17 protein-coding genes and 1 riboswitch are annotated in these 22,411 nt (G+C 53.6%); of the genes, 6 read left to right on the top strand and 11 right to left on the bottom strand.

Annotated elements, in window-relative coordinates; all coding sequences use genetic code 11:
* The first annotated feature begins 22 nt into the window (after positions 1–22).
* Positions 23–2,488, top strand: a complete 2,466-nt coding sequence (gene plsB, locus ACX1CU_RS21670; protein ID WP_459400276.1) for a glycerol-3-phosphate 1-O-acyltransferase PlsB — start codon at positions 23–25, stop codon at positions 2,486–2,488.
* Between the two features lie 62 nt (positions 2,489–2,550).
* Here the strand turns inward: plsB and ubiA are convergent, their stop codons facing one another.
* From ubiA to ACX1CU_RS21700, 6 genes are all read right to left on the bottom strand, one after another.
* Positions 2,551–3,417, bottom strand: coding sequence for a 4-hydroxybenzoate octaprenyltransferase (ubiA, locus tag ACX1CU_RS21675; RefSeq protein ID WP_459400277.1), 867 nt, complete (start codon positions 3,415–3,417; stop codon positions 2,551–2,553).
* Between the two features lie 36 nt (positions 3,418–3,453).
* Positions 3,454–3,957 carry a chorismate lyase gene (gene ubiC / locus ACX1CU_RS21680; RefSeq protein ID WP_459400278.1) on the bottom strand — a complete coding sequence of 168 codons (504 nt, stop codon included), beginning with the start codon at positions 3,955–3,957 and terminating at the stop codon, positions 3,454–3,456.
* A gap of 353 nt (positions 3,958–4,310) precedes the next feature.
* Complete coding sequence (malM, locus tag ACX1CU_RS21685) at positions 4,311–5,231, bottom strand: maltose operon protein MalM (protein WP_459400279.1); 921 nt, start codon at positions 5,229–5,231, stop codon at positions 4,311–4,313.
* 121 nt (positions 5,232–5,352) lie between these two features.
* A complete protein-coding gene (locus ACX1CU_RS21690) occupies positions 5,353–6,654 on the bottom strand; it encodes a maltoporin (RefSeq protein ID WP_459402881.1) in 1,302 nt (433 codons plus the stop codon).
* A gap of 165 nt (positions 6,655–6,819) precedes the next feature.
* Positions 6,820–7,935: a maltose/maltodextrin ABC transporter ATP-binding protein MalK gene (gene malK, locus ACX1CU_RS21695; protein ID WP_459400280.1), complete on the bottom strand. Its 1,116-nt coding sequence runs from the start codon at positions 7,933–7,935 to the stop codon at positions 6,820–6,822.
* Positions 7,928–8,902: an alpha-amylase family glycosyl hydrolase gene (locus ACX1CU_RS21700; RefSeq protein ID WP_459400281.1), complete on the bottom strand. Its 975-nt coding sequence runs from the start codon at positions 8,900–8,902 to the stop codon at positions 7,928–7,930. The genes malK and ACX1CU_RS21700 overlap by 8 nt, the downstream gene beginning before the upstream one ends.
* 353 nt (positions 8,903–9,255) lie before the next feature.
* Between ACX1CU_RS21700 and malE the strand changes: the two genes are divergently transcribed.
* The 3 genes from malE to malG all read left to right on the top strand — a co-directional run bounded on the left by malE (position 9,256) and on the right by malG (position 13,027).
* Positions 9,256–10,452 (top strand): maltose/maltodextrin ABC transporter substrate-binding protein MalE, encoded by a 1,197-nt coding sequence (gene malE / locus ACX1CU_RS21705; RefSeq protein WP_459400282.1) that lies wholly within the window; start codon positions 9,256–9,258, stop codon positions 10,450–10,452.
* 94 nt (positions 10,453–10,546) lie between these two features.
* Positions 10,547–12,124 carry a maltose ABC transporter permease MalF gene (gene malF / locus ACX1CU_RS21710; RefSeq protein WP_459400283.1) on the top strand — a complete coding sequence of 526 codons (1,578 nt, stop codon included), beginning with the start codon at positions 10,547–10,549 and terminating at the stop codon, positions 12,122–12,124.
* A gap of 12 nt (positions 12,125–12,136) precedes the next feature.
* Positions 12,137–13,027 (top strand): maltose ABC transporter permease MalG, encoded by an 891-nt coding sequence (malG, locus tag ACX1CU_RS21715; RefSeq protein WP_459400284.1) that lies wholly within the window; start codon positions 12,137–12,139, stop codon positions 13,025–13,027.
* 278 nt (positions 13,028–13,305) lie between these two features.
* Here the strand turns inward: malG and ACX1CU_RS21720 are convergent, their stop codons facing one another.
* From ACX1CU_RS21720 to pgi, 5 genes are all read right to left on the bottom strand, one after another.
* On the bottom strand, positions 13,306–15,396 hold the full coding sequence (locus ACX1CU_RS21720; protein ID WP_459400285.1) for a YjbH domain-containing protein: 2,091 nt from the start codon (positions 15,394–15,396) through the stop codon (positions 13,306–13,308).
* Positions 15,396–16,151 (bottom strand): capsule biosynthesis GfcC D2 domain-containing protein, encoded by a 756-nt coding sequence (locus ACX1CU_RS21725; RefSeq protein WP_459400286.1) that lies wholly within the window; start codon positions 16,149–16,151, stop codon positions 15,396–15,398. The genes ACX1CU_RS21720 and ACX1CU_RS21725 overlap by 1 nt, the downstream gene beginning before the upstream one ends.
* On the bottom strand, positions 16,138–16,794 hold the full coding sequence (locus tag ACX1CU_RS21730; protein ID WP_459400287.1) for a YjbF family lipoprotein: 657 nt from the start codon (positions 16,792–16,794) through the stop codon (positions 16,138–16,140). Before ACX1CU_RS21730 ends, ACX1CU_RS21725 begins: the two co-directional genes overlap by 14 nt.
* 165 nt (positions 16,795–16,959) lie before the next feature.
* On the bottom strand, positions 16,960–17,178 hold the full coding sequence (locus ACX1CU_RS21735; protein WP_459400288.1) for a hypothetical protein: 219 nt from the start codon (positions 17,176–17,178) through the stop codon (positions 16,960–16,962).
* 610 nt (positions 17,179–17,788) lie between these two features.
* Positions 17,789–19,435, bottom strand: coding sequence for a glucose-6-phosphate isomerase (pgi, locus tag ACX1CU_RS21740; protein ID WP_459400289.1), 1,647 nt, complete (start codon positions 19,433–19,435; stop codon positions 17,789–17,791).
* Positions 19,436–19,761: 326 nt separating this feature from the next.
* Positions 19,762–19,955: riboswitch (Lysine riboswitch) on the top strand.
* Positions 19,956–20,065: 110 nt separating this feature from the next.
* Here pgi and lysC point away from each other — a divergent pair.
* Both lysC and panS read left to right on the top strand, forming a co-directional pair.
* Positions 20,066–21,433 carry a lysine-sensitive aspartokinase 3 gene (gene lysC, locus ACX1CU_RS21745; protein WP_459400290.1) on the top strand — a complete coding sequence of 456 codons (1,368 nt, stop codon included), beginning with the start codon at positions 20,066–20,068 and terminating at the stop codon, positions 21,431–21,433.
* A gap of 38 nt (positions 21,434–21,471) precedes the next feature.
* Positions 21,472–22,389, top strand: coding sequence for a ketopantoate/pantoate/pantothenate transporter PanS (gene panS, locus ACX1CU_RS21750; protein ID WP_459400291.1), 918 nt, complete (start codon positions 21,472–21,474; stop codon positions 22,387–22,389).
* Positions 22,390–22,411 lie beyond the last annotated feature (22 nt).

A 22,411-nucleotide genomic window follows, 5' to 3' on the forward strand; every position in this document is an offset into this window, starting at 1 on the left:
TAACAAGAGGCTTTATGTTGTTATGTTAGGTTGGCGTAAAATATATTATAAACTATTGAATTTACCACTGAAAATGTTGGTAAAAAGTAAGGTTATCCCTTCGGATCCGGTCACGGAGTTAGGGTTAGATCCCTCGCGGCCAATTCTGTATGTTTTACCTTATAATTCCAAGGCAGATTTGCTCACCTTGCGCACCCAGTGCTTGGCGTTAGATCTGCCCGACCCCCTTAACTCGCTGGAGATCGACGGCGCCGTTCTGCCGAGCCACGTGTTTATCCATGAAGGCCCGCGCGTATTCCGCTATTACACGCCAAAAGAAGAATCGGTAAAACTGTTCCACGACTATCTGGATCTGCACCGCAGCAATCCGGATCTCGATATTCAGATGCTTCCGGTATCCGTGATGTTCGGCCGCTCACCGGGGCGTGAAGGGCACGGAACACCGCATCTGCGCCTGCTGAACGGCGTACAGAAATTCTTCGCCATATTGTGGTTAGGGCGTGACAGTTTTGTCCGCTTCTCCAATACCGTTTCTCTGCGGCGCATGGCTACCGAGCACGGTACTGATAAAACCATTGCGCAGAAACTGGCGCGTGTCGCGCGCATGCACTTCTCGCGTCAGCGCTTGGCCGCCGTTGGGCCAAGCCTGCCGGCCCGTCAGGATCTGTTCAACAAGTTGCTGGCATCTAAAGCGATTGAAAAAGCGGTCGAAGACGAAGCGCGCAGCAAAAAAATCACTCACGAAAAAGCCCAGCAGAATGCCATTGCGCTGATGGAAGAGATTGCCGCCGACTTCTCTTACGAAGCCGTACGCCTTTCCGATCGCGTGCTGAGCTGGACCTGGAACCGGCTGTATCAGGGCATCAACGTCACTAAAGCCGAGCGCGTGCGCCAACTGGCGCAAGACGGCCACGAGATTGTCTATGTGCCCTGCCACCGCAGCCACATGGATTACCTGTTGCTGTCTTACGTGCTTTATCATCAGGGCTTGGTGCCGCCGCATATCGCCGCAGGCATCAACCTGAACTTCTGGCCAGCCGGGCCGATCTTCCGCCGTTTGGGTGCGTTCTTTATCCGCCGTACCTTCAAGGGCAACAAGCTCTATTCCACCGTGTTCCGTGAATACCTTGGTGAGCTGTTCACCCGTGGCTATTCGGTAGAATATTTTGTGGAAGGTGGCCGTTCCCGTACCGGACGCTTGCTGGAACCGAAAACCGGCACCCTGTCGATGACCATCCAGGCGATGCTGCGTGGCGGGACTCGCCCAATCACATTAGTGCCGGTTTACATCGGTTATGAGCATGTGATGGAGGTAGGGACCTACGCCAAAGAGCTGCGCGGTGCGACCAAAGAGAAAGAGAGCCTGTTGCAGATGCTGCGCGGCCTGCGCAAACTGCGCAACCTCGGCCAGGGCTACGTCAACTTTGGCGAACCTCTGTCATTGACCTCTTACCTCAATCACCATGTGCCACAGTGGCGCGAGTCTATCGATCCGATCGAAGCCCAGCGCCCAAGCTGGCTGACGCCAGCGGTCAACGATCTGGCTGCCCGGATCATGGTGCGTATCAACAATGCGGCGGCGGCCAACGCCATGAACCTGTGTGTTACCGCCTTATTGGCCTCGCGCCAGCGGGCGCTGACTCGTGAACAGTTGATTGAGCAGTTGGATTGTTACCTCCAGTTGATGCGTAATGCACCTTATGCGCCTGATGCCACCGTGCCAGCACAAACGCCAGAGCAATTGCTGGATCACGCGTTGAACATGAACAAGTTCGAGGTGGAAAAAGACAGCATCGGTGACATCATCATCCTGCCGCGCGAGCAGGCGGTGCTGATGACCTATTACCGCAACAACATTCACCATATGCTGGTACTGCCTTCGCTGATTGCCACCATCGTGATGCATCACCGTCGCGTATCCCGCGATGAGTTGCTGCGCCAGGTCAGCCTGATCTATCCGATGCTGAAAGCCGAACTGTTCCTGCGCTATGAAAAAGAACAGTTACCGGAGGTTCTGCAACCGCTGATCGACGAACTGGCGCGCCAACAGCTGATTTGCCACAAAGGTGACGAACTGGTGCTGAACCCGGTGCGTATTCGCCCGCTGCAACTGCTGGCGGCCGGTGTGCGCGAAACCTTGCAGCGTTACGCAATTACCATGTCGATCCTCAGCGCCAACCCAAGCATCAATCGTGGCGCGCTGGAGAAAGAGAGCCGCATCATGGCTCAGCGCCTGTCGGTGCTGCACGGGATCAATGCGCCGGAATTCTTCGACAAGGCGGTGTTCTCCACCCTGGTGGCGACGCTGCGTGAAGAAGGCTACATCAACGACATTGGCGATGCGATCCGTGAGCACACTATGGAGGTTTACACCATGCTGAGCGATCTGATCACGCCGGAAATCAAGTTGACCATCGAAAGCGTCAGCACGCCGGAAGAGACTAACGAGTTGCCGGAAACGGCAGACGTGGAAAAAGCTGGCGAATAGCGTCGTGCTTCAACAGACTAAGGCACCCGAATTGGGTGCCTTTTCTTTGCCTGCAATCAGGCTCAGAGATAGCTCAGCGCAATGCCGATAAACAGCACTAAGCCAACGTAGTTGTTGTTCAGGAAGGCAGTGAAGCAGGCATCGCGATCGCGGCTGGCAATCTGTTTCTGCTGATGGATAAACAGCGCTCCGGCCAGCAGCAATGACCAATAATAGGCACCGCCAAGCTGCATCAGATAACCCACCCACAGCATTAACAGCAGGGTGGCAAACTGCAACAACCCGACAATCAGCTTGTCATGGCGGCCAAACAGCACGGCAGTGGACTTAATGCCGATTTTCACATCGTCATCACGATCCACCATGGCATACAACGTATCGTAAGCCACCGTCCAGCAGATATTCGCCAGGAACAGCAACCAGCAGCTCAGCGGCAATGATTCGCTAACGGCAGCATAGGCCATCGGGATCGACCAGCCAAATGCGGCCCCCAACACCACCTGCGGCAGGTTGGTCACCCGCTTCATAAACGGGTAAACCCAGGCCAGAGCCAGCGCCGCCAGCGAGAGCCAGATAGTCATGGCATTCAACGTCAGCACCAGGGCAAAGGAAATCAGCACCAGCGCGACAAACAGAATTTTGGCTTCTTTTTCACTGACCCGACCACTCGGCAATGGGCGGCCCGCGGTACGCTTCACATGCCCGTCAAAGGCCCGATCGGCATAATCATTGACCACACAGCCCGCCGCACGCATCAGGAATACGCCAAGCACGAACACCAGCAATACGGGCAGCGACGGCACCCCCTGCCCGGCCAGCCACAATGCCCACAGCGTCGGCCACAGCAGCAACAGCGTGCCAATCGGTTTATCGATACGCATCAGGTGGCTATAAGCCTGCCATTTGCTTTGAGTCACGCTTCCTTCCAAGATCCTTTTCTCCCCTTATTTTGCCGGAATACCTTTCTACACCGCATACAGCGGAGAAGACGGTAAAAACAGTTCGGTCAGCAACAGTGGTTTATCTGCCAGGCGTAAGCGGGAACGCCGGGCCCACCGTTCTCCCTGCTGGCCAACATGAATATAATCGCGCGTTAACGTATTGCTGCTGAACAGATAACGGCCCAGTGGCAAGGTGCCCAGATCGACCAGCGCCTGATCCGGGCCGGTCAGCGTTTCCTGTGGGATCACCGTTCGCCCCAAGAGCCAGGGCTGGCCATCCCCCAACAATACAATCTCGCGCAGCCAATAACGCTCGCTGTAAGGTAAATGTTCGGCTTCTTCGCCCAACTGCTCGCAGGTCACAAAACATTCGCGCTGGGGCTCGACCTGCACCAGGCCACAATGGCGCTCAAAACGGCGAGTCATGGAGCCCAACTCCATCAGCCAATCGCTAATGGCGGCGGGTATCGGGGAGTTTTCAGGCAACCACGCAATGGGCGGTAGGATGGAATCCCTATTGCCAGACATGTTCTACTCCATGGCAGAAACCACGCCAGACGAGCGGTTCCTGACCCTACAAATCGTTAACAGATTGTCATTGTAACGCAGAAACCCGAAAGCGGCAGGTTGATTCGCAGTGAAATCAGTAGAGTTTTTAACAGGAAGGGAACGGGTAAAACGGAAGAGCAGCCATTGGAAAAGCCTCTGCCACACACTTGTACATCGGCTCGCAGTTTCGCTCCACGCTTCCTCCCCACGGTCGGTCGCTGTGGTCAACTCACGGCGGGACTTGCACCCGCAAGAGTGCGCCCATGCTGGGCGCACAAAAAAGGTGCGCTGGAGGCGCACCAATCATCAAGCCAGCATCAGCAGCGTGGGGATTACCCCTTGCCTTTCACACTGCCAATAAACGTTTCACGTGCGGTGGTAGAACCCAGTTTTTCGGCCTCATTCATCAGTTTCAAGGCCTTATCGATATCACCAGCCTTAACCGCCTGTTTGATACCTTTATTGAAGTAGGCTTCGGTGTCATTGAGCATCGGTTCTGCTGGAGCAGCAGGTGCCGGGGCGGCGACAGGTGCAGCAGGTGCTGGGGCCGTTGAACCCACCACCACCGGCGCAGGTGCTGAAGAGTTTGTCAGCGGTAAGCCAATCATGACGCTGCCCATATTTTGCTCTGAGCGAACTTTCAAGTTCAGCTCACCCGTTGGGCTATGCCGGGCAATTGGGTCTGGAATATCCGGGACCGCATTCCCCACCCCCATGGCGTAAGCTTTGGCAGGGTCAAGGAGCTGAGTGGTAGCCGCTAAATCCTGGCGGGTGGTGTACACCAATACGTAGATCTGCTTCTGCCCCAGAGCGGGCGTCAGCTTCATCGTGCCTTCCAAGCGATCGCCAGACATCACGCCCGCTCGCTCATACGGGAAATAACTGCTGGGATAAAACGCGGCGGGCCGCATTTGCTCATCCAGAACCAGCACGCTCGGTGCAAACACGCTACGATCGTTCACCAGGCTGCTGAGGGTAATCTCCAGCGAACCGCGATCCGCTGGCAACGTAAATGCGGCCACTTGGCCCTGAATATCGCCTTGGCTAACCTGCGGGTTGGCCTCGGTGATCTTAAAACTTTCGCTGGCTGGCGGTACTACAGGTTTCCAAGGCAGCTTCTGCAGCGTGTCATGGGAAATCGCCGGGGCAACCGAGACATCCGCCTGCGCGTTAAATGCTGTGGCGTGCGCCATCAACGGCAGTGCAGAACCACAAATCAGTGACAGATAAAAAGCGAGTAGATTTTTTTTCATTGTGATGGCCCTTTCGAAAAGAGGCGGGGAAACTGACGCGCAACTGGCAAGAAGAACGCGTCAGCCAAACAGATTAACGAAAAGTTGATGCAGCCGAACTTACGTTCGGCTGCGAGATTGCTTACCACCAGGCTTCGAATTGCGCACCGAAGGTCACTTCACTGTCGCTACCACGGCCGCCGTTATTGACCGCAGCTCCATTGTTGTCATAGCCCCACTTCTCATCCCAGTTGGCGTAGGTGGCGAAAACGCGCAGTGCCGGGCGTGACCAGATGCTGTCGCCAGCCTGCCACTGTTGGGCCAAGGTCAGTTTGTACTGGCTGTTACGATCGTCGGCTCTCTGCGACTTGACGTTGTCATAGCCCGCTTCAAACAGGGTGCTCATGATCGGAGTCCACTTATACATTGGACGGATACCGACGGTGTACCAGGTGGTGCCGTTGTTGTTGTCCAGATTGATATTCTGGTACATACCAACGTACATCATTTCCCAATCGTCGCTCAGCTTCACCGCACCATGATCCAACAAGCGCAGCATATGGCCGTCGTTATTGACGCTGGCACCCTGGCTATGACCCGTATTCCATGATGTCATAGAGTCAGTGGCATACTGTACAACGAACTTGTTAAAGCCACCGAGCATGCTCTGAGTGTGTTCCGCCGTTGCCATTACGCCATTTTTCGAAGCGCCTGGCTGCAGTTCAACACCATCTTTGGTGGTGGCATTGCCATAATCAACACCGAACTCCAACGTACCGCCTGGATTGGTTTCCATCCCTGCCAAACGCACGTCGTAGACATCGTTGTAGACATCTGCAGTATTTCTCACCTGACGTTGTTGCAACCCAGATACTGGATCAACAAACCACTCAGTTCTCGTATCACCAAAGGCTGCAGAACCACCCGCTTCGGTATTACGAGTCACAGCAAACGACAGCTTACCAAAGCCCAGATCGACGTTTTCCAGACCCGCACCTGGGCCTGAAATATCCCAGTAGTAGAAGTCGATCATGTGAACGTCATGACGTTGATAAAAACGCTTACCTGCCCACATATTGGCACCAGGCAATGCAGCAATCAGGTTTTTACCCTGTACGTTGATTTCACGGAAGGCTGGATTGGTGGCTTCCCAATCATTGGCCTGATCGACGCTATACGCAACGTTTGAGTCCAGGTAAAAGCTCTTATCACCGTCTTTCCACAGCTCCTGACCCAGTTTTAATTCCGCATAAGTCTCACATTCGTTACCAAGGCGGTACTTGCTTTGGGCTCCGGTAGCCTGGAAACACTGCTGTGTGCCGCCGCTGCCGGTCCAACCAATACCAGAACGTGCGTAACCATGAAAATCCACTGCCATTGCTTGCGTAGATAAAACTCCCGCGGCGATAGCCAGTGCCAAAGGAAGTTTGCGCAGAGTAGTCATCATTATTCTCCTGTTATAGTTGCCTGTCGGCATGCATGCTTTTCCCCTTGTTACTTGAATTTGCAGGGGTGTTGGCTGCCTTCACTCACCCGAATCACTTACTGGAGTAAGCTCATCGGACCTCGCTCAGTTGCCGCCTACCTGCAACTCCAAGTACTTTGGGGATCAAACGCCCGGTTCCTGATGCAGCCTGCGGCATGCCGTACCGTCCTCACGGAACAGATGGCAGCGGTGAGGCGGCAACCCGATAGCGAATGTTGCACCTTCTTCTACCAGCACTACGTCATTCTGGCGGTACACCAGGTTCTGACGAATTTCTGGAATTTGAATATGAATCTGGGTTTCGTTGCCCAGTTGCTCTACGACCTGCACTTCGCCCATCAGCGATACCGCAGATTCGGAGCTCGGTAACAGATGTTCAGGGCGAATGCCCAACGACAGGTTGGCTCCAACCACGACCCCCTCAGACTCAACCGGTAACCACACCAGTTGGCGATTAGGCATCGGCAGTTCAACCTGCACGTTATTGTGCTCAACGGCAGTCACTTTAACCGGCAGGAAGTTCATCTTCGGCGAGCCGATAAAACCGGCGACAAAACGGTTGGCCGGGTAGTGATACAGCTCCAGCGGCTTGCCGATCTGAGCGACACGCCCGGCATCCAGCACCACGATTTTGTCTGCCAGCGTCATCGCTTCGACCTGATCGTGGGTGACGTAAATCATGGTGCGCTGTAGGCGCTTGTGCAGGCGCGAGATCTCGATGCGCATCTGCACACGCAGGGCGGCATCCAGGTTAGAAAGCGGCTCATCGAGCAGGAACACATCCGGTTCGGCAACCAGAGTACGACCGATTGCGACCCGCTGACGCTGGCCGCCGGACAGGGCTTTTGGCCGCCGATCCAGCAAGTGCGCCAGTTGCAGCACTTCGGAAACCTGGTTGACCCGTTGGGTAATTTCCGCTTTTTTCGCCCCGGCCAGCTTCAGGCCGAACGACATGTTGTCGGCCACCGACAGGTGCGGATACAACGCATAGGACTGGAACACCATGCCGATGCCACGTTCAGCAGGCGGCACTTCGTTCATGCGTTTTTCACCAATGAACAGATCGCCGGAGGTAATATCCTCAAGCCCGGCAATCATGCGCAACAGCGTCGATTTACCGCAGCCCGATGGCCCGACAAACACCACAAATTCACCGTCATCGATGGTCAGATTAACGTCCCTGGAAATCACGGCCTCACCGAAGGCCTTATAAACGCTGCGCAGTGTGACGCTAGCCATGCGTTACTCCCCTGCTTTCGCAGTTAACATTTCGTGTAAAAATGGCAGATGCAAAACCCGCCAAAACCCATTGTTGATCCTCTTGCTGCGCACCGTGCTGCCAAGCCAAAGGAATAGTTGCCTCAGACGGCACGGCCGGCTGAGTATATGGCTGCAGGTTGATTAGCGCTTCAAGGCATTGATCCTGATGGGTAATGAGTAAACGAATTACGCCATCCTGCTGGCTGACCGAACTCAGTTCACCATGCTGAATCACCGGCAACTGGCGCAGAGCCAACAAAGCCTGGCAGTAACGTAACGTTGAGTTGTTGTCATGCTGCTGGCGGCTGATCGCCAACGCACGATGTTCGATAGCCACCTGCTGATACCAGTGAATTTCACCGGCAGTCACCTGCTCCGGGGCCTCGTGCCAGGGCATTGGCGTTTGTGCGCCATGCGGTTCTTGCAAACCGGCTGCGTGTGGCAGGCCAAGTTCTTCCCCCTGATACAGGCAAATAGGGGCAGGCAGCAACGCCAGCAACGTCAGAAAAGCCTGGGCGGAACGCAGATCACCCTGCCCCCAGTGGCTGACCACGCGGGGCTGATCGGCTTCTCCGGTACTCCAGACGTTTTCCGCCAGCCGATGACGGTGGGTATTAAGGACCGCCACCAGTTTCTCAACGCTGAATGGCATCACCTCCAGCGCCAGCACACCACGGGCATAATGCTGATCGGGTGCTGCGCTGCGGCAGATACGGTTTGGCCCTTCGCTGTGCCAGAGAGCCAACCCGTGCCCCGCCACTTCCGCACCGGCCTCTGGTGGCAACGCCTGCGGCAGCAACAAGCCATCCACGGCTAGCATCTTCAGATAGGGCAGCGCCGCCATCATGCCGGGTACATCACCAACACCATCGCCGTTTCCATCGCGGAAACTGACCGGATGGATCCGGTACAACGTTGGGTGAGTGGCAGTACGCATTAACGACATAAGTCTGGGTTCCTGCTGTACATGGCGAAAAAATCAATGTTGCTGATAGTGAGGTAATGACAGGAAGGGGTAATCATCCGTAACAGGATTTTTCATGGGGGAGGAGATGGGAGGATGAGGGAACTACGGTTCCCGGTCGAAGTTCCCAGCATAGGGCAAATCTGTGATCTCCTTTGCAAAAATCGCCCCCCCTTTATGTGCCTGACACCACAGAATAGGGCGCAATGTTAGCTGGATCACACTACTCAGGCGTGGGGCGTAGACGGGGGGAGGATGAGAAAGTATCCGGTTGTGACCCACTATGAGCGCGAAATTGCTCTCCTTACCGCAGTGCCTACATAAAGGATGGAATTATGAATCTCAGAATGAAAAAAAGCGCACGCATACTGGCGCTTTCGGCCTTAACCACGCTGGTGCTGTCTTCTTCTGCCTTTGCCAAAATTGAAGAAGGCAAACTGGTTATCTGGATTAACGGCGATAAAGGCTATAACGGCCTGGCCGAAGTTGGCAAAAAGTTTGAGAAAGACACCGGCATTAAGGTGACCATTGAGCATCCGGACAAACTGGAAGAGAAATTCCCGCAGGTTGCCGCGACCGGTGACGGCCCGGACATCATCTTCTGGGCACACGACCGCTTTGGCGGTTACGCACAGTCTGGCCTGCTGGCAGAAATCCATCCTTCCAAAGCCTTCCAGGAAAAAATCTATCCTTTCACCTGGGATGCGGTTCGCTTTGACGGCAAGCTGATCGGTTACCCGATCGCGGTTGAAGCCCTGTCACTGATTTATAACAAAGATCTGGTCAAAGACGCTCCAAAGACTTGGGAAGAGATCCCGGCACTGGATAAAGAGCTGCGCGCCAAAGGCAAGAGCGCCATCATGTGGAACCTGCAAGAACCCTACTTCACTTGGCCAATTATCTCTGCCAACGGCGGTTATGCCTTTAAATTTGAAAACGGCAAATACGATGTTAAAGACGTGGGCGTAGCCAATGCGGGTTCACAAGCTGGCCTGCAATTCATCGTCGATCTGGTGAAAAACAAGCACATCAACGCCGATACCGATTACTCGATTGCTGAAGGCGCATTCAATAAAGGCCAGACCGCCATGACCATCAACGGCCCGTGGGCCTGGTCAAACATCGAGCAGAGTAAAATCAATTATGGCGTGACTCTGCTGCCAACCTTCCAAGGCAAGCCGTCTAAACCGTTCGTCGGTGTACTGACCGCCGGCATCAACGCCGCCAGCCCGAACAAAGAACTGGCTACCGAATTCCTGGAAAACTATCTGATCACCGATCAGGGCCTGGCTGACGTCAATAAAGACAAACCGCTGGGTGCCGTGGCGCTGAAATCGTTCCAGGAGCATCTTGCGAAAGATCCACGCATTGCTGCCACCATGAAGAACGCGCAAAACGGCGAAATCATGCCAAACATCCCACAGATGAGCACCTTCTGGTATGCGATGCGCAGTGCCGTGATCAACGCCATTACCGGGCGCCAGACGGTAATGGCCGCACTGGAAGATGCACACGCCCGTATCATCAAGTAATACCCGGCAATCGGTGGGCTCTGTGCCCACCGTGCCCTTAGCTGTGTGGGATGCGGTCAGCATCCCGCTGTAATACCCCAGAAAGGAATTCCCTATGCAATTAGCTCACGCCGGTTTGCCCGCGCGAAAAAAATCGAAGTGGTGGCAAAGTGATATTCTGAAATGGCTGTTCGTCGGCCTGTTCAGCCTGGTGACTTGCTATCTGATTGTGTTGATGTATGCACAGGGAGAATACCTGTTCGCGATTCTGACGCTGGTGCTGGTCAGTGCCGGGCTGTATGTGTTCGCCAATCGTCGTGCCTATGCCTGGCGCTATGTGTACCCAGGGGTCGCCGGGATGGGGCTGTTCGTCCTGTTCCCGCTGATCTGTACCATCGCCATCGCGTTTACCAACTACAGCAGTACCAACCAGTTAACCTTTGAGCGGGCTCAGTCAGTACTGATGCAACGCCAATTCCAGACCGGTAAAACCTTTACCTTCGAGCTCTATCCGACGGAAAACCAGCAGTGGCTGATGCAGTTAACCCACCCGGATAGCGGCCAATTACTGATTTCTGAGCCGTTCAGTCTCAATAGCAGTGAACCGCAGACGCTGAAACTGAGCGCTGAAAGTGCCGCCCCTGATAGCGAGCGCGCTACGCTGCGGGTGATTACTCAAAACCGCCAGGCGCTGAGCCTGATGGTCGCAATATTACCGGACGGCGGTGAGCTGCGAATGAGTTCACTGCGCCAGTTCTCAGGCACCAGCCCTCTTTATACGTTGGGTAAAGACGGCAAAATACTGACCGACAATCAGACCCAGGTCCAATATCGCCCTAATCCGCAGATCGGTTTCTATCAGGCGATTAATGCCGACGGCAGTTGGGCGAAAGATACTCTCAGCCCAGGCTATACCGTCACCACCGGCTGGAAAAACTTCCTGCGCGTACTGAACGATGAAGGCATTCAGAAGCCTTTCGTCTCGATCTTCGTCTGGACCATTATTTTCTCGGTGCTGACCGTGATTTTCACCGTCGCAGTCGGTATGGTGCTGGCCTGCGTGGTGCAGTGGGAAGCGCTGAAGGGCAAAGCGGTCTACCGCGTGCTGCTGATCCTGCCCTATGCCGTACCGTCTTTTATTTCGATCCTGATCTTCAAAGGCTTGTTCAACCAGAGCTTCGGCGAGATCAACCTGATGCTCAGCGCGCTGTTTGGCATTAAACCCGCTTGGTTCACCGATCCGATCACCGCCAAGAGCATGATCCTGATCGTCAATACCTGGCTGGGTTATCCGTACATGATGATCCTGTGCATGGGGCTGCTGAAAGCCATTCCTGACGACTTGTACGAAGCCTCGGCAATGGACGGTGCCACCCCGATGCAGAACTTCTTCCGCATCACGCTCCCGTTGCTGATCAAACCGCTGACGCCACTGATGATCGCCAGCTTTGCCTTTAACTTTAACAACTTTGTCCTGATCCAACTGCTGACCCGTGGCGGGCCGGACATGATTGGCACCACCACGCCAGCCGGTTATACCGATCTGTTGGTGAGCTACACCTATCGCATAGCCTTTGAAGGCGGCGGCGGGCAGGACTTTGGCTTGGCAGCGGCCATTGCTACGTTGATCTTCCTGTTGGTAGGCGCACTGGCGATCTTGAACCTGAAAGCCAGCAAGATGAATTTTGACTAAGGGAGAACGATAATGGCTATGGTCCAACCCAAATCACAGCGCGTGCGTCTGTTGATCACCCATATTCTGATGCTGAGCTTTATCGCTCTGATCATGTTCCCGTTGCTGATGGTTATCGCGATATCGCTGCGTTCAGGGAACTTCGCCACCGGCAGCCTGATCCCGGATCAGATCTCCTGGGATCACTGGCGATTGGCGCTCGGTATGAGCGTGACCCATGCTGACGGCACGGTCACTCCGCCGCCTTTCCCGGTGCTGTTGTGGCTGTGGAACTCGGTTAAAGTGGCGGCAATCACCGCCGTGGGTATTGTGACGCTGTCTACTACCTGCGCCTACGCCTTTGCCCGCATGCGCTTTCGCGGTAAAAGCACCCTGCTGAAAAGCATGCTGATTTTCCAGATGTTCCCGGCCGTGCTGTCCTTGGTGGCGTTGTATGCCCTGTTCGACCGCTTGGGCCAATACATTCCGTTTATCGGCCTGAATACCCATGGCGGCGTGATTTTTGCCTATATGGGCGGCATAGCGCTGCACGTCTGGACGATTAAGGGCTACTTCGAAACCATCGACAACTCGTTGGAAGAAGCGGCTGCGCTGGATGGGGCAACCCCGTGGCAGGCATTCCGCCTGGTGCTGTTGCCGCTTTCAGTGCCAATTCTGGCGGTGGTATTTATTCTGTCATTTATTGCGGCGATCACCGAAGTTCCGGTCGCTTCTCTGTTGTTGCGTGATGTAAACAGCTACACGCTGGCCGTCGGTATGCAGCAATACCTGAACCCGCAAAACTACCTGTGGGGTGACTTTGCCGCCGCCGCCGTGCTGTCAGCAATTCCGATTACCGCCGTGTTCCTGTTGGCACAGCGCTGGTTGGTGGGTGGCCTGACTTCTGGCGGTGTGAAAGGCTGATAAATTACCAGGTTCGGTGATGCCGGGCCCGGTAAGTGTTAAATCCTGTGTTTTTGTCTACTGCAATACGTTTGATGTACTTTGCTTTAATCTGATCAATACCTGTGTCTTGGGCGGCCTGCGCTAGGCCGCCATTTTTATGTCTGTGATTTCAGGCTGAAGCCATAGGACAATTGAATTGCTCTGCAGAAGCAAAACGAGTGAGTAGTGTGAGCGATGGGGGGAGCAGAGAGATTTTGGGGGATTAAAAATCCCCCAAATTGAGCAGTGATAAACGATTAACGGAAGCGAACATCCCGATCGGACGTCAAACCATACAGTTGATATTTGCGGCCCAGCATTTGCCCACCATCGCGGGTAAGCGGGGTCCAACCGACCTGCATACGACTGCGGGAAGGCGAAGTGGTCATCAACTCCAGCGGGATGGAAATGTAGAAGCCCTTGGTAAACGAACCCTCACCATACTCTTCCCGTGTGACATCGGTAAACGTAGCGTAAACGCCCGCCACAACTCCGCTATCAAAGCGTTTAGACAGATCGACCGTCGCACCTTTGTCTTTAGCCAGATACTGGCCTACGCTCAAAGCCACCAACACGCCATCAGCAAAAGGCGGTTTCCAGTAACCGGTGACATGCCCGGTAACGGCATCATAATCAGCGAAACGCATCATATCCTCCCAGTCACGCTGTTTCACCCAGTTGGCATTAACACCGACCGCCCAATCAGTGTCTAACGGACGATACAGCATTTCCGCACCGACGCCGCCGAACATGCTTTCCAGATATCCGCCATACACTTGGCCATAGATACCATCACCAAAAGATTGGAAGTAGTTGGCTTGGAGATCGTTGAGATACACATCGTTGCCAACGTATTCACGAATATGCGTACGAACACGTGGCAATTGGGAGTCTGGAGGTGGCGCTGTGTAGTTAAATCTATCGTAGTTGTTCGCAAGGTTAGCAAAAATGCCGCCGCTGGTTAACAAGTGGTCTGTTACCCACCAGTTGGCGCTCCCTAACAAACCAATCTGATACATGTAAAATGACTCTGCACCACCCACAGACTGGGTTAACGTCGGTGAAAGGCTGAAACCAAACCTGTCATTTTCAATGTAATAGCCTTGATCGGTATTTTCTGGCAATAACGGTTCAAGACGTTTTTGCTGCAACGTTTGTTCATGCCCCAGTGGATATCCTTCCAACTGCGCACGTAAACTGTTGACATCGGTCTTGGTGGTCACCTGCGGTAAATTATAACGCGTCTCGGTTACCGCCAGCGTATCAACACCTTCTGGAAGATGATTCATCAGAATAATGTTGGCCCGCTCGACCCCATCTTCGCTATAGCGATACCTAGACTGGGTTCCGGTCATGTACAGCGTATTATCTTTCACCTGAATCTTAGGTGCAGAGAAACCCGCTTGATCTTCAAGCGCAGAAAGCTGGTTGGCGACCACATCCTGCTGCAACCCGCTGCCCTGTGGCTCGGGCTGATAAGCGGGCTTTGATTGATCAACATGAGAAGGTGTTAATTCATTAAAGTTAGTGCGTAAGGTAAACCCAGCCATCAAGGTATTACCGCGCTCATAACTCATATTGACGTCGGCCCAATTTGTTACGCGATAAACCGCGCCGAAGTTGAATTTACTGTCTTGCTTAAGCTTACCGGCAAAATCACCTTGATAATCGTTCCCTTCATATTCCAGCTTCAGGCGCAGTGGTTGCCAAGGGGTTTGATATTCTACGCCGCCAAAAATCGCCGCAGGCCCGCGGAAAGACTCACTGAGGCTGACAGTTCCGCCAGTCGTCGTATGTACGTTGTTACGCGTACAAAAGCGATCGCTGGCATCACAGAATGGGTTCCTGACATTACCACTGTTACCCAGATAGCCCCATCCCATACCCAAAGTAAAATCGAGAGGTCCCCACCCTTTACTGGCCACCAGGTATTCACCATCGAACAACCCGGTACCACCGATGTCACGCACCCCTACAGCCATCTCAGGCAGCCAGTATCCTTCTTCCCAAAGACGTAACTTCACATCAAAAGATTTGTCTTTATAGGTTTGATCACCGCTGAATGAGGGGTCATTACTGTATTTTCGCGTTCGCACATCGGTATAACGGAGAGTAGTTTCCAACCATGGCATCGGTTGAACAGAAATCGAATAAAAGCGGTACTGGTCATTATCACGGTAGTTAAAACTGAATTCGCCCTCTTTCGCCATACGCGCAGTCGGGGTTTGCAGCAAACCAGCGCCGCCGAAGTCAGTCTGAGATGGCCCTAATGGGGCAGGATATGAAGCCGCCTGACACGCGTTGGCGACAGACAGCGCAACCAAGCTAAATAAGTAACGTTTTTTCATCAGTCTGGCATCCGGTGCGTCAATAACGAAATAATTTGCTCGTTGATGTCTTTGAAATCGTCAGGCAATGCGGAAACAGCAAACCCCAGAAATAAAAGACTCCCTGGCGTCATTTCATTATGCCGCCGGTTCCAGTAAGCGATAGGGACAGGCTTCACCTCACCCTGTGGAGTGATAATCCAGGCGGTATCATGTTCAGCCCCCTCAAGAGGCTGGAGCCCGATAAGATAGTCACTGACATCTTTTCCCGGTAAGAAATCACGTTTACCATGCGGTGCCAATGCGCCCAACAGCCTGACGCTTTTCGGCTCTGGTGCGACATAGACCTGATATTCGCCCTGCAGCCGACGATCAAGCACCGGATCTAAGCGGATCATGTCAGGATCAAGCGGAACAAACAGGCGACCGATGACGTTAAGTTCAGCAAGTTGCGAATGCACCGCGTCCACCGTTGCCGCCAAAGACGTATCGTCATCCTGTCGCAAAACCGCGCTTAGCGCCTTCAAGCGCGCTAAGAGTTGCTGCTGCTTCTGCTGTTCGAACCGGGTCGCACTCTGTTCTGCGATCGCCGCACCTGGCCACCAGATTTTGCCTTGCAAAGCCGGGTTATCCACCACCAGGTTCTCTAACGTGGGCACATTTTTAAGCGTGACTGACGCCTTGTCCGGATAAAATACGGTTACCCGACTTTCTGCATTGGCAGAATTCAGCGAAAAGCACAGGAGTGCACTCAAAAGCAGATTAATTTTTTTCATTATGCCTCTGCTTCAACAATGTAATCTCAATTGGGAAATAGTCCGCGCCCATGAATTGCACTGATTTAACTACCGTGCCCGTTTGCGGATCCAACCAGAAGCGGTTCACCCAGCTTTTACCCAAGTCATCAACATTAACCGTCTCTTCAATGACCTGATAATTCTGGCTCTTACCGCCGATAACTAGAGGTTTATCTTCTAATCGATGGAATACAGATTCAGCGTAACCAGAGCGAGCCTGGCCTTCTTCTGTCCAGGAGATCATAGATGACCAACGTGCTCCATTGACCAATCGCCGTGGGTCTGCCAAAGGATCCTGCTCAAGATTAGACACACTGAGCAAATTATCCTTCCACCCCAGCGTTTTGACCACGCGTCCGTTTCTTAACGTCATCAGAGTACGGTCCTGACTCACCCATTTCTCTTCGCCGTTTTCAAACGCCCCGAGCACCATCACAATCTGTAGCTGATCGTCAATACGGACATACGCACTAGGGCTGGATAGGCTCTGGACTTCTTGGTCTGTCAGTTCAACGTCCGACGACTCAAACACCAAATGATAAATTGCATCATTAACGTTTTTCTGGGCTGAGGTACAGGCCTGGAGGGATAAGCATATGATTAACAAAGGTAGATAGCGCAATTGAGCAATCCCGGCACGTAGATAAAAAAAAAGAATAACCGCTTTTATATCCTTGGTCCCTGAAGTTGCGGCAGAAGAACCGTTGACTCAACTAAACCAATCAGGCTCTACTCACTACCTGCAACACCAAGCACTGTAGCTATTATGCGGTTACTCTTTTACTGTTTATTTCGTTCTGGTCGTGGTAGTGGTGGTAGCTGAAATGCCATCCTCACCACCTTGGTTTTCCGCAACTAAACCGCACGCGGCAGCAATGGCAACAGCACTGGTCCCTACAGCGACCGCCTTACCTTTTGCCCCGAGAGCAACAAAAGGAGCCCCCCAAGAATTGGAAGCACCGAACAAAGCAAGCGCGACTAATACCGGACACAATACCTTTTTCATACACAACCCTCTTAATAGTATTAAATCAAGTGTTTAAAGAACACTTTCTTAAACTTATAGTACACCCTTCGAACTTGTAGCCGTAACGTTCCCACCGAGGCTACGCCACCGATAGGTCGATTACAACTAACACCCTACAGCTTTAAAGGAAAAGGGTATAGCCAGTAAACTTAATTTTTATAACATAATAAATAATAAAAACAAACTTCGTACGAAATTTAGGAAAAAGCTCACCACTATAATAAATCTTATATTTCTGACAAAATAGATTTATTACGCATTAAATATATAGACCAACTATAGCCGGAGTATTTGATATCGCAACTATATGCTAACTGAACGAATCCTCTATATCCGTCATCGTCAAGTTGCATGGGCATTGACTTTGTCACTCAGGTTATCTGTAGCCTCGCTACGTCATCACCTTGCCACAGCTCGAATTGTTCAGAATATAGAATCTAGTCAAACTAGCGTTCAGAGTATCTCATTTGCCATAAATAAATTGTGCACTCTGCCAATTTACTTATGTTAGGAAGGATGAACCTCATTAGTGAGGCTCATCCTTTAGGCTAACGCACCAGCGCTTGCAGGCGGGTTTCAAGCCACAGGCTTAACGCCACGCTTTGAAAAGATTGATCAGACCGTTGGTTGAACTGTCGTGGCTCGCCACGGCCTCTTTACCCGCCAGTTCTGGCAGAATGCGGTTTGCCAGTTGTTTACCCAACTCCACGCCCCATTGGTCGAAGGTGAAGATATTAAGGATGACACCTTGGGTAAAGATCTTGTGTTCATACAGGGCAATCAGGCTGCCCAGGCTGAAAGGGGTGATTTCACGCAGCAGGATAGAGTTGGTCGGGCGGTTGCCTTCAAACACCTTGAATGGCGCGACGTGCTTGACCTCTTCCGGTTTTTTACCCTGTACCGCGAACTCTTCTTCTACCGCTGCCAGTGATTTGCCAAACGCCAGCGCTTCCGTTTGAGCAAAGAAGTTCGACAGCAACTTGGCGTGATGATCGCTTAACGGATTATGGCTGATGGCCGGGGCGATAAAATCGCAAGGAACCAGTTTAGTTCCCTGATGAATCAACTGATAGAACGCATGCTGCCCATTGGTACCAGGCTCGCCCCAGATAATTGGGCCAGTCTGGTAATCCACCGGATTGCCGTTGCGATCGACATATTTACCGTTGGACTCCATGTTGCCCTGCTGGAAATAAGCAGCAAAACGGTGCATGTATTGATCGTATGGCAGAATCGCTTCGGTTTCTGCGCCGAAGAAGTTGTTGTACCAGATGCCGATCAGCGCAAGCAGCACCGGCAGGTTGTTCTCAGCAGGCGTCTGTGCAAAATGCTTATCCATCTCGTGCGCACCGCTCAGCAGTTGCTCGAAGTTATCAAAGCCCAGCGACAGCGCAATAGACAGGCCGATAGCCGACCACAGGGAGTAACGGCCGCCCACCCAGTCCCAGAACTCGAACATATTGTCGGTGTCGATACCAAACTCGGCCACCGCTTTTCCGTTAGTGGACAACGCGGCAAAATGCTTCGCCACATGTTTCTGATCACCGGCGGTTTTCAGGAACCAATCGCGCGCGCTGTGGGCGTTGGTCATGGTTTCCTGGGTGGTGAAGGTTTTAGAGGCGACCAGGAACAGCGTGGTGGCCGGATCCAACGGCTTGAGCGTTTCAGCAATGTGGGTGCCATCCACGTTGGAAACGAAGTGCATATTCAGATGATTTTTATACGGACGCAGCGCTTCGGTCGCCATATAAGGGCCGAGGTCAGAGCCACCGATCCCAATATTCACCACGTCGGTAATCGGCTTGCCGGTGTAGCCTTTCCAGTCACCGCCAATCACGCGGTCACAGAACTGTTTCATTTTTGCCAGCACCGCATTCACTTCCGGCATCACGTCTTTACCGTCAACGAGGATTGGCGTGTTGCTGCGGTTACGCAGCGCCACATGCAGTACGGCGCGATCTTCAGTACGGTTGATCTTCTCACCGGCGAACATCGACTTGATTGCGCTCTGCAAGTCGGTCTCTTTGGCCAGCGCCTGGAGTTTTTCCAGGGTTTCTGCGGTGATGCGGTTTTTGGAGTAATCCACCAGCATCTGATCGTTAAACGTGGCAGAGAACTTGGAGAAACGCTCGCTATCCTGAGCAAACAGATCACCGATCTGTACGTCTTTCATCTGTTCAAAATGTTGCTGCAGGGCTTGCCAAGCAGTGGTTTGACTAGGATTAATATTTTTCATAGCAACGCTCTTATGCTTGAGAATGAAGGGAGGTGATTGGCCGATTGTAGCCTGTTCACCTGTGATTACGATCTCTTTTCTTGCGATAGGGATTAACTGTCAAACCGGAACGCTCTCTTTTTACCTTTCCACAACAAACCCTCTGTCTTTCAGGTAACAACCCGTTATCACCGCGATAAAAACGGTGCCAAACACCCACAGTTTAGCCATCGATCAGTTCGCAAGATGCCCCGTACGCTGACAAGATGAAGATCCCTCAACGTTTGCTCGTTGACAGCGGCACGTAAACCCGTTATTCCTAACATCCTACTTGCGCACCCGGTGCGCAAGCCAGAAGAGGCGCGTCGCCCAGGTAGAGTGTCAGAGGAGCCGTTATCCGATGACGACATTTGAGGGGGAGCGACGCCGAGGCGCGGTGAATGCGGCAATCATCACGTCGGCTACAGGGGCTGAATCCCCTGAGTTGTCACCATGGAACACCCTGCAAGGGGGTTCAGCAAGGTGGGGCGCTTCTGGGTGTACCGTAGTCTTAACCTCTACGCTTGCTCCCTGTTTACCGCTCTTCCCTTGTGCCAAGGCTATGGAAATCAATTGCCATCATGATATGGCATCCCTGACACGAGGTTTTACATGATTCAAGCAGCATCCCTGAACAATACCGTAGTGGCAAAATTCGGCGGTACCAGCGTGGCAGATTTCGACGCGATGAACCGCAGTGCCGATGTCGTGCTGTCCAATCCTAACGTGCGCCTGGTGGTCCTTTCCGCCTCTGCCGGCATCACCAACCTGCTGGTGGCCTTGGCTGAAGGTTGCAACACCGAGAAACGCACCTACCAGCTCGATGAAATTCGCCGTATTCAATATGCCATCCTCGAACGCCTCGATAATCCGGCGGTGATCCGTGATGAAATCGACCGCATGCTGGAAAACATCGCCATGCTGTCGGAAGCCGCGGCATTGGCCACCTCCCCCGCATTGACCGATGAACTGGTCAGCCATGGCGAACTGATGTCCACCCTGCTGTTTGTTGAGATCCTGCGCCAGCGCCGCGTACAGGCGGAGTGGTTCGACGTGCGCAAAGTGATGCGCACCGACGATCATTTTGGCCGTGCGGTACCAGACAATGCGGCATTAACGGAACTGGCCCAAACGCTGTTGAAACCGCGCCTGCAGGAAGCCCTGATCATTACCCAAGGCTTTATTGGCAGCGAAGCGAAAGGCCGCACTACCACGCTAGGCCGCGGCGGCAGCGACTACACCGCCGCCCTGCTGGGGGAAGCGCTGAACGTCAGCCGCGTGGATATCTGGACCGACGTACCGGGCATCTACACCACCGATCCGCGCGTGGTGCCTGCCGCCAAGCGCATCGATAAAATCGCCTTCGAAGAAGCGGCAGAAATGGCCACCTTTGGTGCGAAAGTGCTGCATCCGGCAACGCTGCTGCCCGCCGTGCGCAGTGATATCCCGGTGTTTGTCGGCTCGAGCAAAGATCCCGCCGCAGGTGGCACGCTGGTGTGCAACACCACCGAAAACCCACCGCTGTTCCGTGCGCTGGCACTGCGCCGCAAGCAAACGCTGCTGACGCTGCACAGCCTGAACATGTTGCACGCACGCGGTTTCTTGGCGGAAGTGTTTAACATTCTGGCGCGCCATAATATTTCTGTCGATCTGATCACCACTTCCGAAGTCAGCATTGCGCTAACCATGGATACCACCGGCCCTACCTCAACCGGCGGCAGCCTGCTGACCACTTCCCTGCTCACCGATCTATCTTCGCTGTGCCGGGTTGAGGTGGAAGAGAATCTGGCGTTGGTTGCCTTAATCGGTAACAAGCTTTCCCAAGCTTGCGGCGTGGGCAAAGAGGTGTTCGGCGTGCTGGATCCGTTCAATATCCGCATGATCTGCTACGGGGCCAGCAGCTATAATCTGTGCTTCCTGGTACCGGGTGACGATGCAGAACAAGTGGTACGAACGCTGCACCGCAACCTGTTTGAATAACACGACGACTAGATGCCTTGTGAAGGGAAACACTATCAATGCTGGCAAAAATAACCCGTTTTTTCCCGCTGTGGGCCGTGCTGCTTTCCGTCGCGGCTTACTACACCCCTGCCACCTTCACGGGCATCAGCCCCTACATCAGCCCGCTGCTGATGCTGGTTATGTTCGCCATGGGCGTGACGCTGCGTCTGGGTGATTTCAAACGCGTGCTGTCGCGCCCCGGCCCGGTAGCCGCCGGGATCTTCCTGCATTACCTGATCATGCCGCTGGCGGCGTGGATCCTGGCGATACTGTTCCGTATGCCGCCGGATCTCTCCGCCGGTATGGTGCTGGTGGGCAGCGTCGCCAGCGGTACGGCGTCCAACGTGATCATTTATCTGGCAAAGGGCGACGTGGCCTTGTCGGTGACCATTTCTGCGGTGTCTACGTTGGTTGGCGTGTTTGCCACACCACTGCTGACGCGCCTGTATGTCGATGCCAAAATCAGCGTCGATATTATGGGGATGTTGTTAAGCATCCTGCAGATCGTGGTGATCCCAATCGGTCTTGGCCTGATCATCCACCATACTTTTACCAAAACGGTGAAGCGCGTTGAGCCGTTCCTGCCTGCGCTGTCGATGGTCTGTATCGTGACCATCATCAGCGCGGTAGTGGCGGGCAGCCAGAGCCATATCGCTTCGGTTGGGCTGGTGGTGATTGTGGCGGTGATCCTGCATAACGGCATCGGGTTGCTGAGTGGTTACTGGGGCGGCAAACTGTTCGGCTTCGATGAATCCACCTGCCGCACGTTGGCGATTGAAGTGGGCATGCAGAACTCTGGGCTGGCGGCCACGCTGGGCAAGATTTATTTCTCACCGCTGGCGGCATTGCCCGGCGCGCTATTCTCGGTGTGGCATAACCTTTCCGGCTCCCTGCTGGCCGGTTACTGGTCTGGCCGCCCCACCAAGAAAGAGTAACTCTCGCCAAGGGGCCGTCTCC

This window comes from Serratia sp. D1N4, assembly GCF_054552755.1.

What these genes read in the sequence shown, in the direction of transcription:
- plsB (WP_459400276.1), top strand. Translation starts at nt 23, where the DNA reads ATGTTAGGTTGGCGTAAAATATATTATAAACTATTGAATTTACCACTG.
- ubiC (WP_459400278.1), bottom strand. Translation starts at nt 3,957, where the DNA reads ATGTCTGGCAATAGGGATTCCATCCTACCGCCCATTGCGTGGTTGCCT.
- malM (WP_459400279.1), bottom strand. Translation starts at nt 5,231, where the DNA reads ATGAAAAAAAATCTACTCGCTTTTTATCTGTCACTGATTTGTGGTTCT.
- ACX1CU_RS21690 (WP_459402881.1), bottom strand. Translation starts at nt 6,654, where the DNA reads ATGACTACTCTGCGCAAACTTCCTTTGGCACTGGCTATCGCCGCGGGA.
- malK (WP_459400280.1), bottom strand. Translation starts at nt 7,935, where the DNA reads ATGGCTAGCGTCACACTGCGCAGCGTTTATAAGGCCTTCGGTGAGGCC.
- ACX1CU_RS21700 (WP_459400281.1), bottom strand. Translation starts at nt 8,902, where the DNA reads ATGTCGTTAATGCGTACTGCCACTCACCCAACGTTGTACCGGATCCAT.
- malE (WP_459400282.1), top strand. Translation starts at nt 9,256, where the DNA reads ATGAATCTCAGAATGAAAAAAAGCGCACGCATACTGGCGCTTTCGGCC.
- malF (WP_459400283.1), top strand. Translation starts at nt 10,547, where the DNA reads ATGCAATTAGCTCACGCCGGTTTGCCCGCGCGAAAAAAATCGAAGTGG.
- malG (WP_459400284.1), top strand. Translation starts at nt 12,137, where the DNA reads ATGGCTATGGTCCAACCCAAATCACAGCGCGTGCGTCTGTTGATCACC.
- ACX1CU_RS21720 (WP_459400285.1), bottom strand. Translation starts at nt 15,396, where the DNA reads ATGAAAAAACGTTACTTATTTAGCTTGGTTGCGCTGTCTGTCGCCAAC.
- ACX1CU_RS21725 (WP_459400286.1), bottom strand. Translation starts at nt 16,151, where the DNA reads ATGAAAAAAATTAATCTGCTTTTGAGTGCACTCCTGTGCTTTTCGCTG.
- ACX1CU_RS21735 (WP_459400288.1), bottom strand. Translation starts at nt 17,178, where the DNA reads ATGAAAAAGGTATTGTGTCCGGTATTAGTCGCGCTTGCTTTGTTCGGT.
- pgi (WP_459400289.1), bottom strand. Translation starts at nt 19,435, where the DNA reads ATGAAAAATATTAATCCTAGTCAAACCACTGCTTGGCAAGCCCTGCAG.
- lysC (WP_459400290.1), top strand. Translation starts at nt 20,066, where the DNA reads ATGATTCAAGCAGCATCCCTGAACAATACCGTAGTGGCAAAATTCGGC.
- panS (WP_459400291.1), top strand. Translation starts at nt 21,472, where the DNA reads ATGCTGGCAAAAATAACCCGTTTTTTCCCGCTGTGGGCCGTGCTGCTT.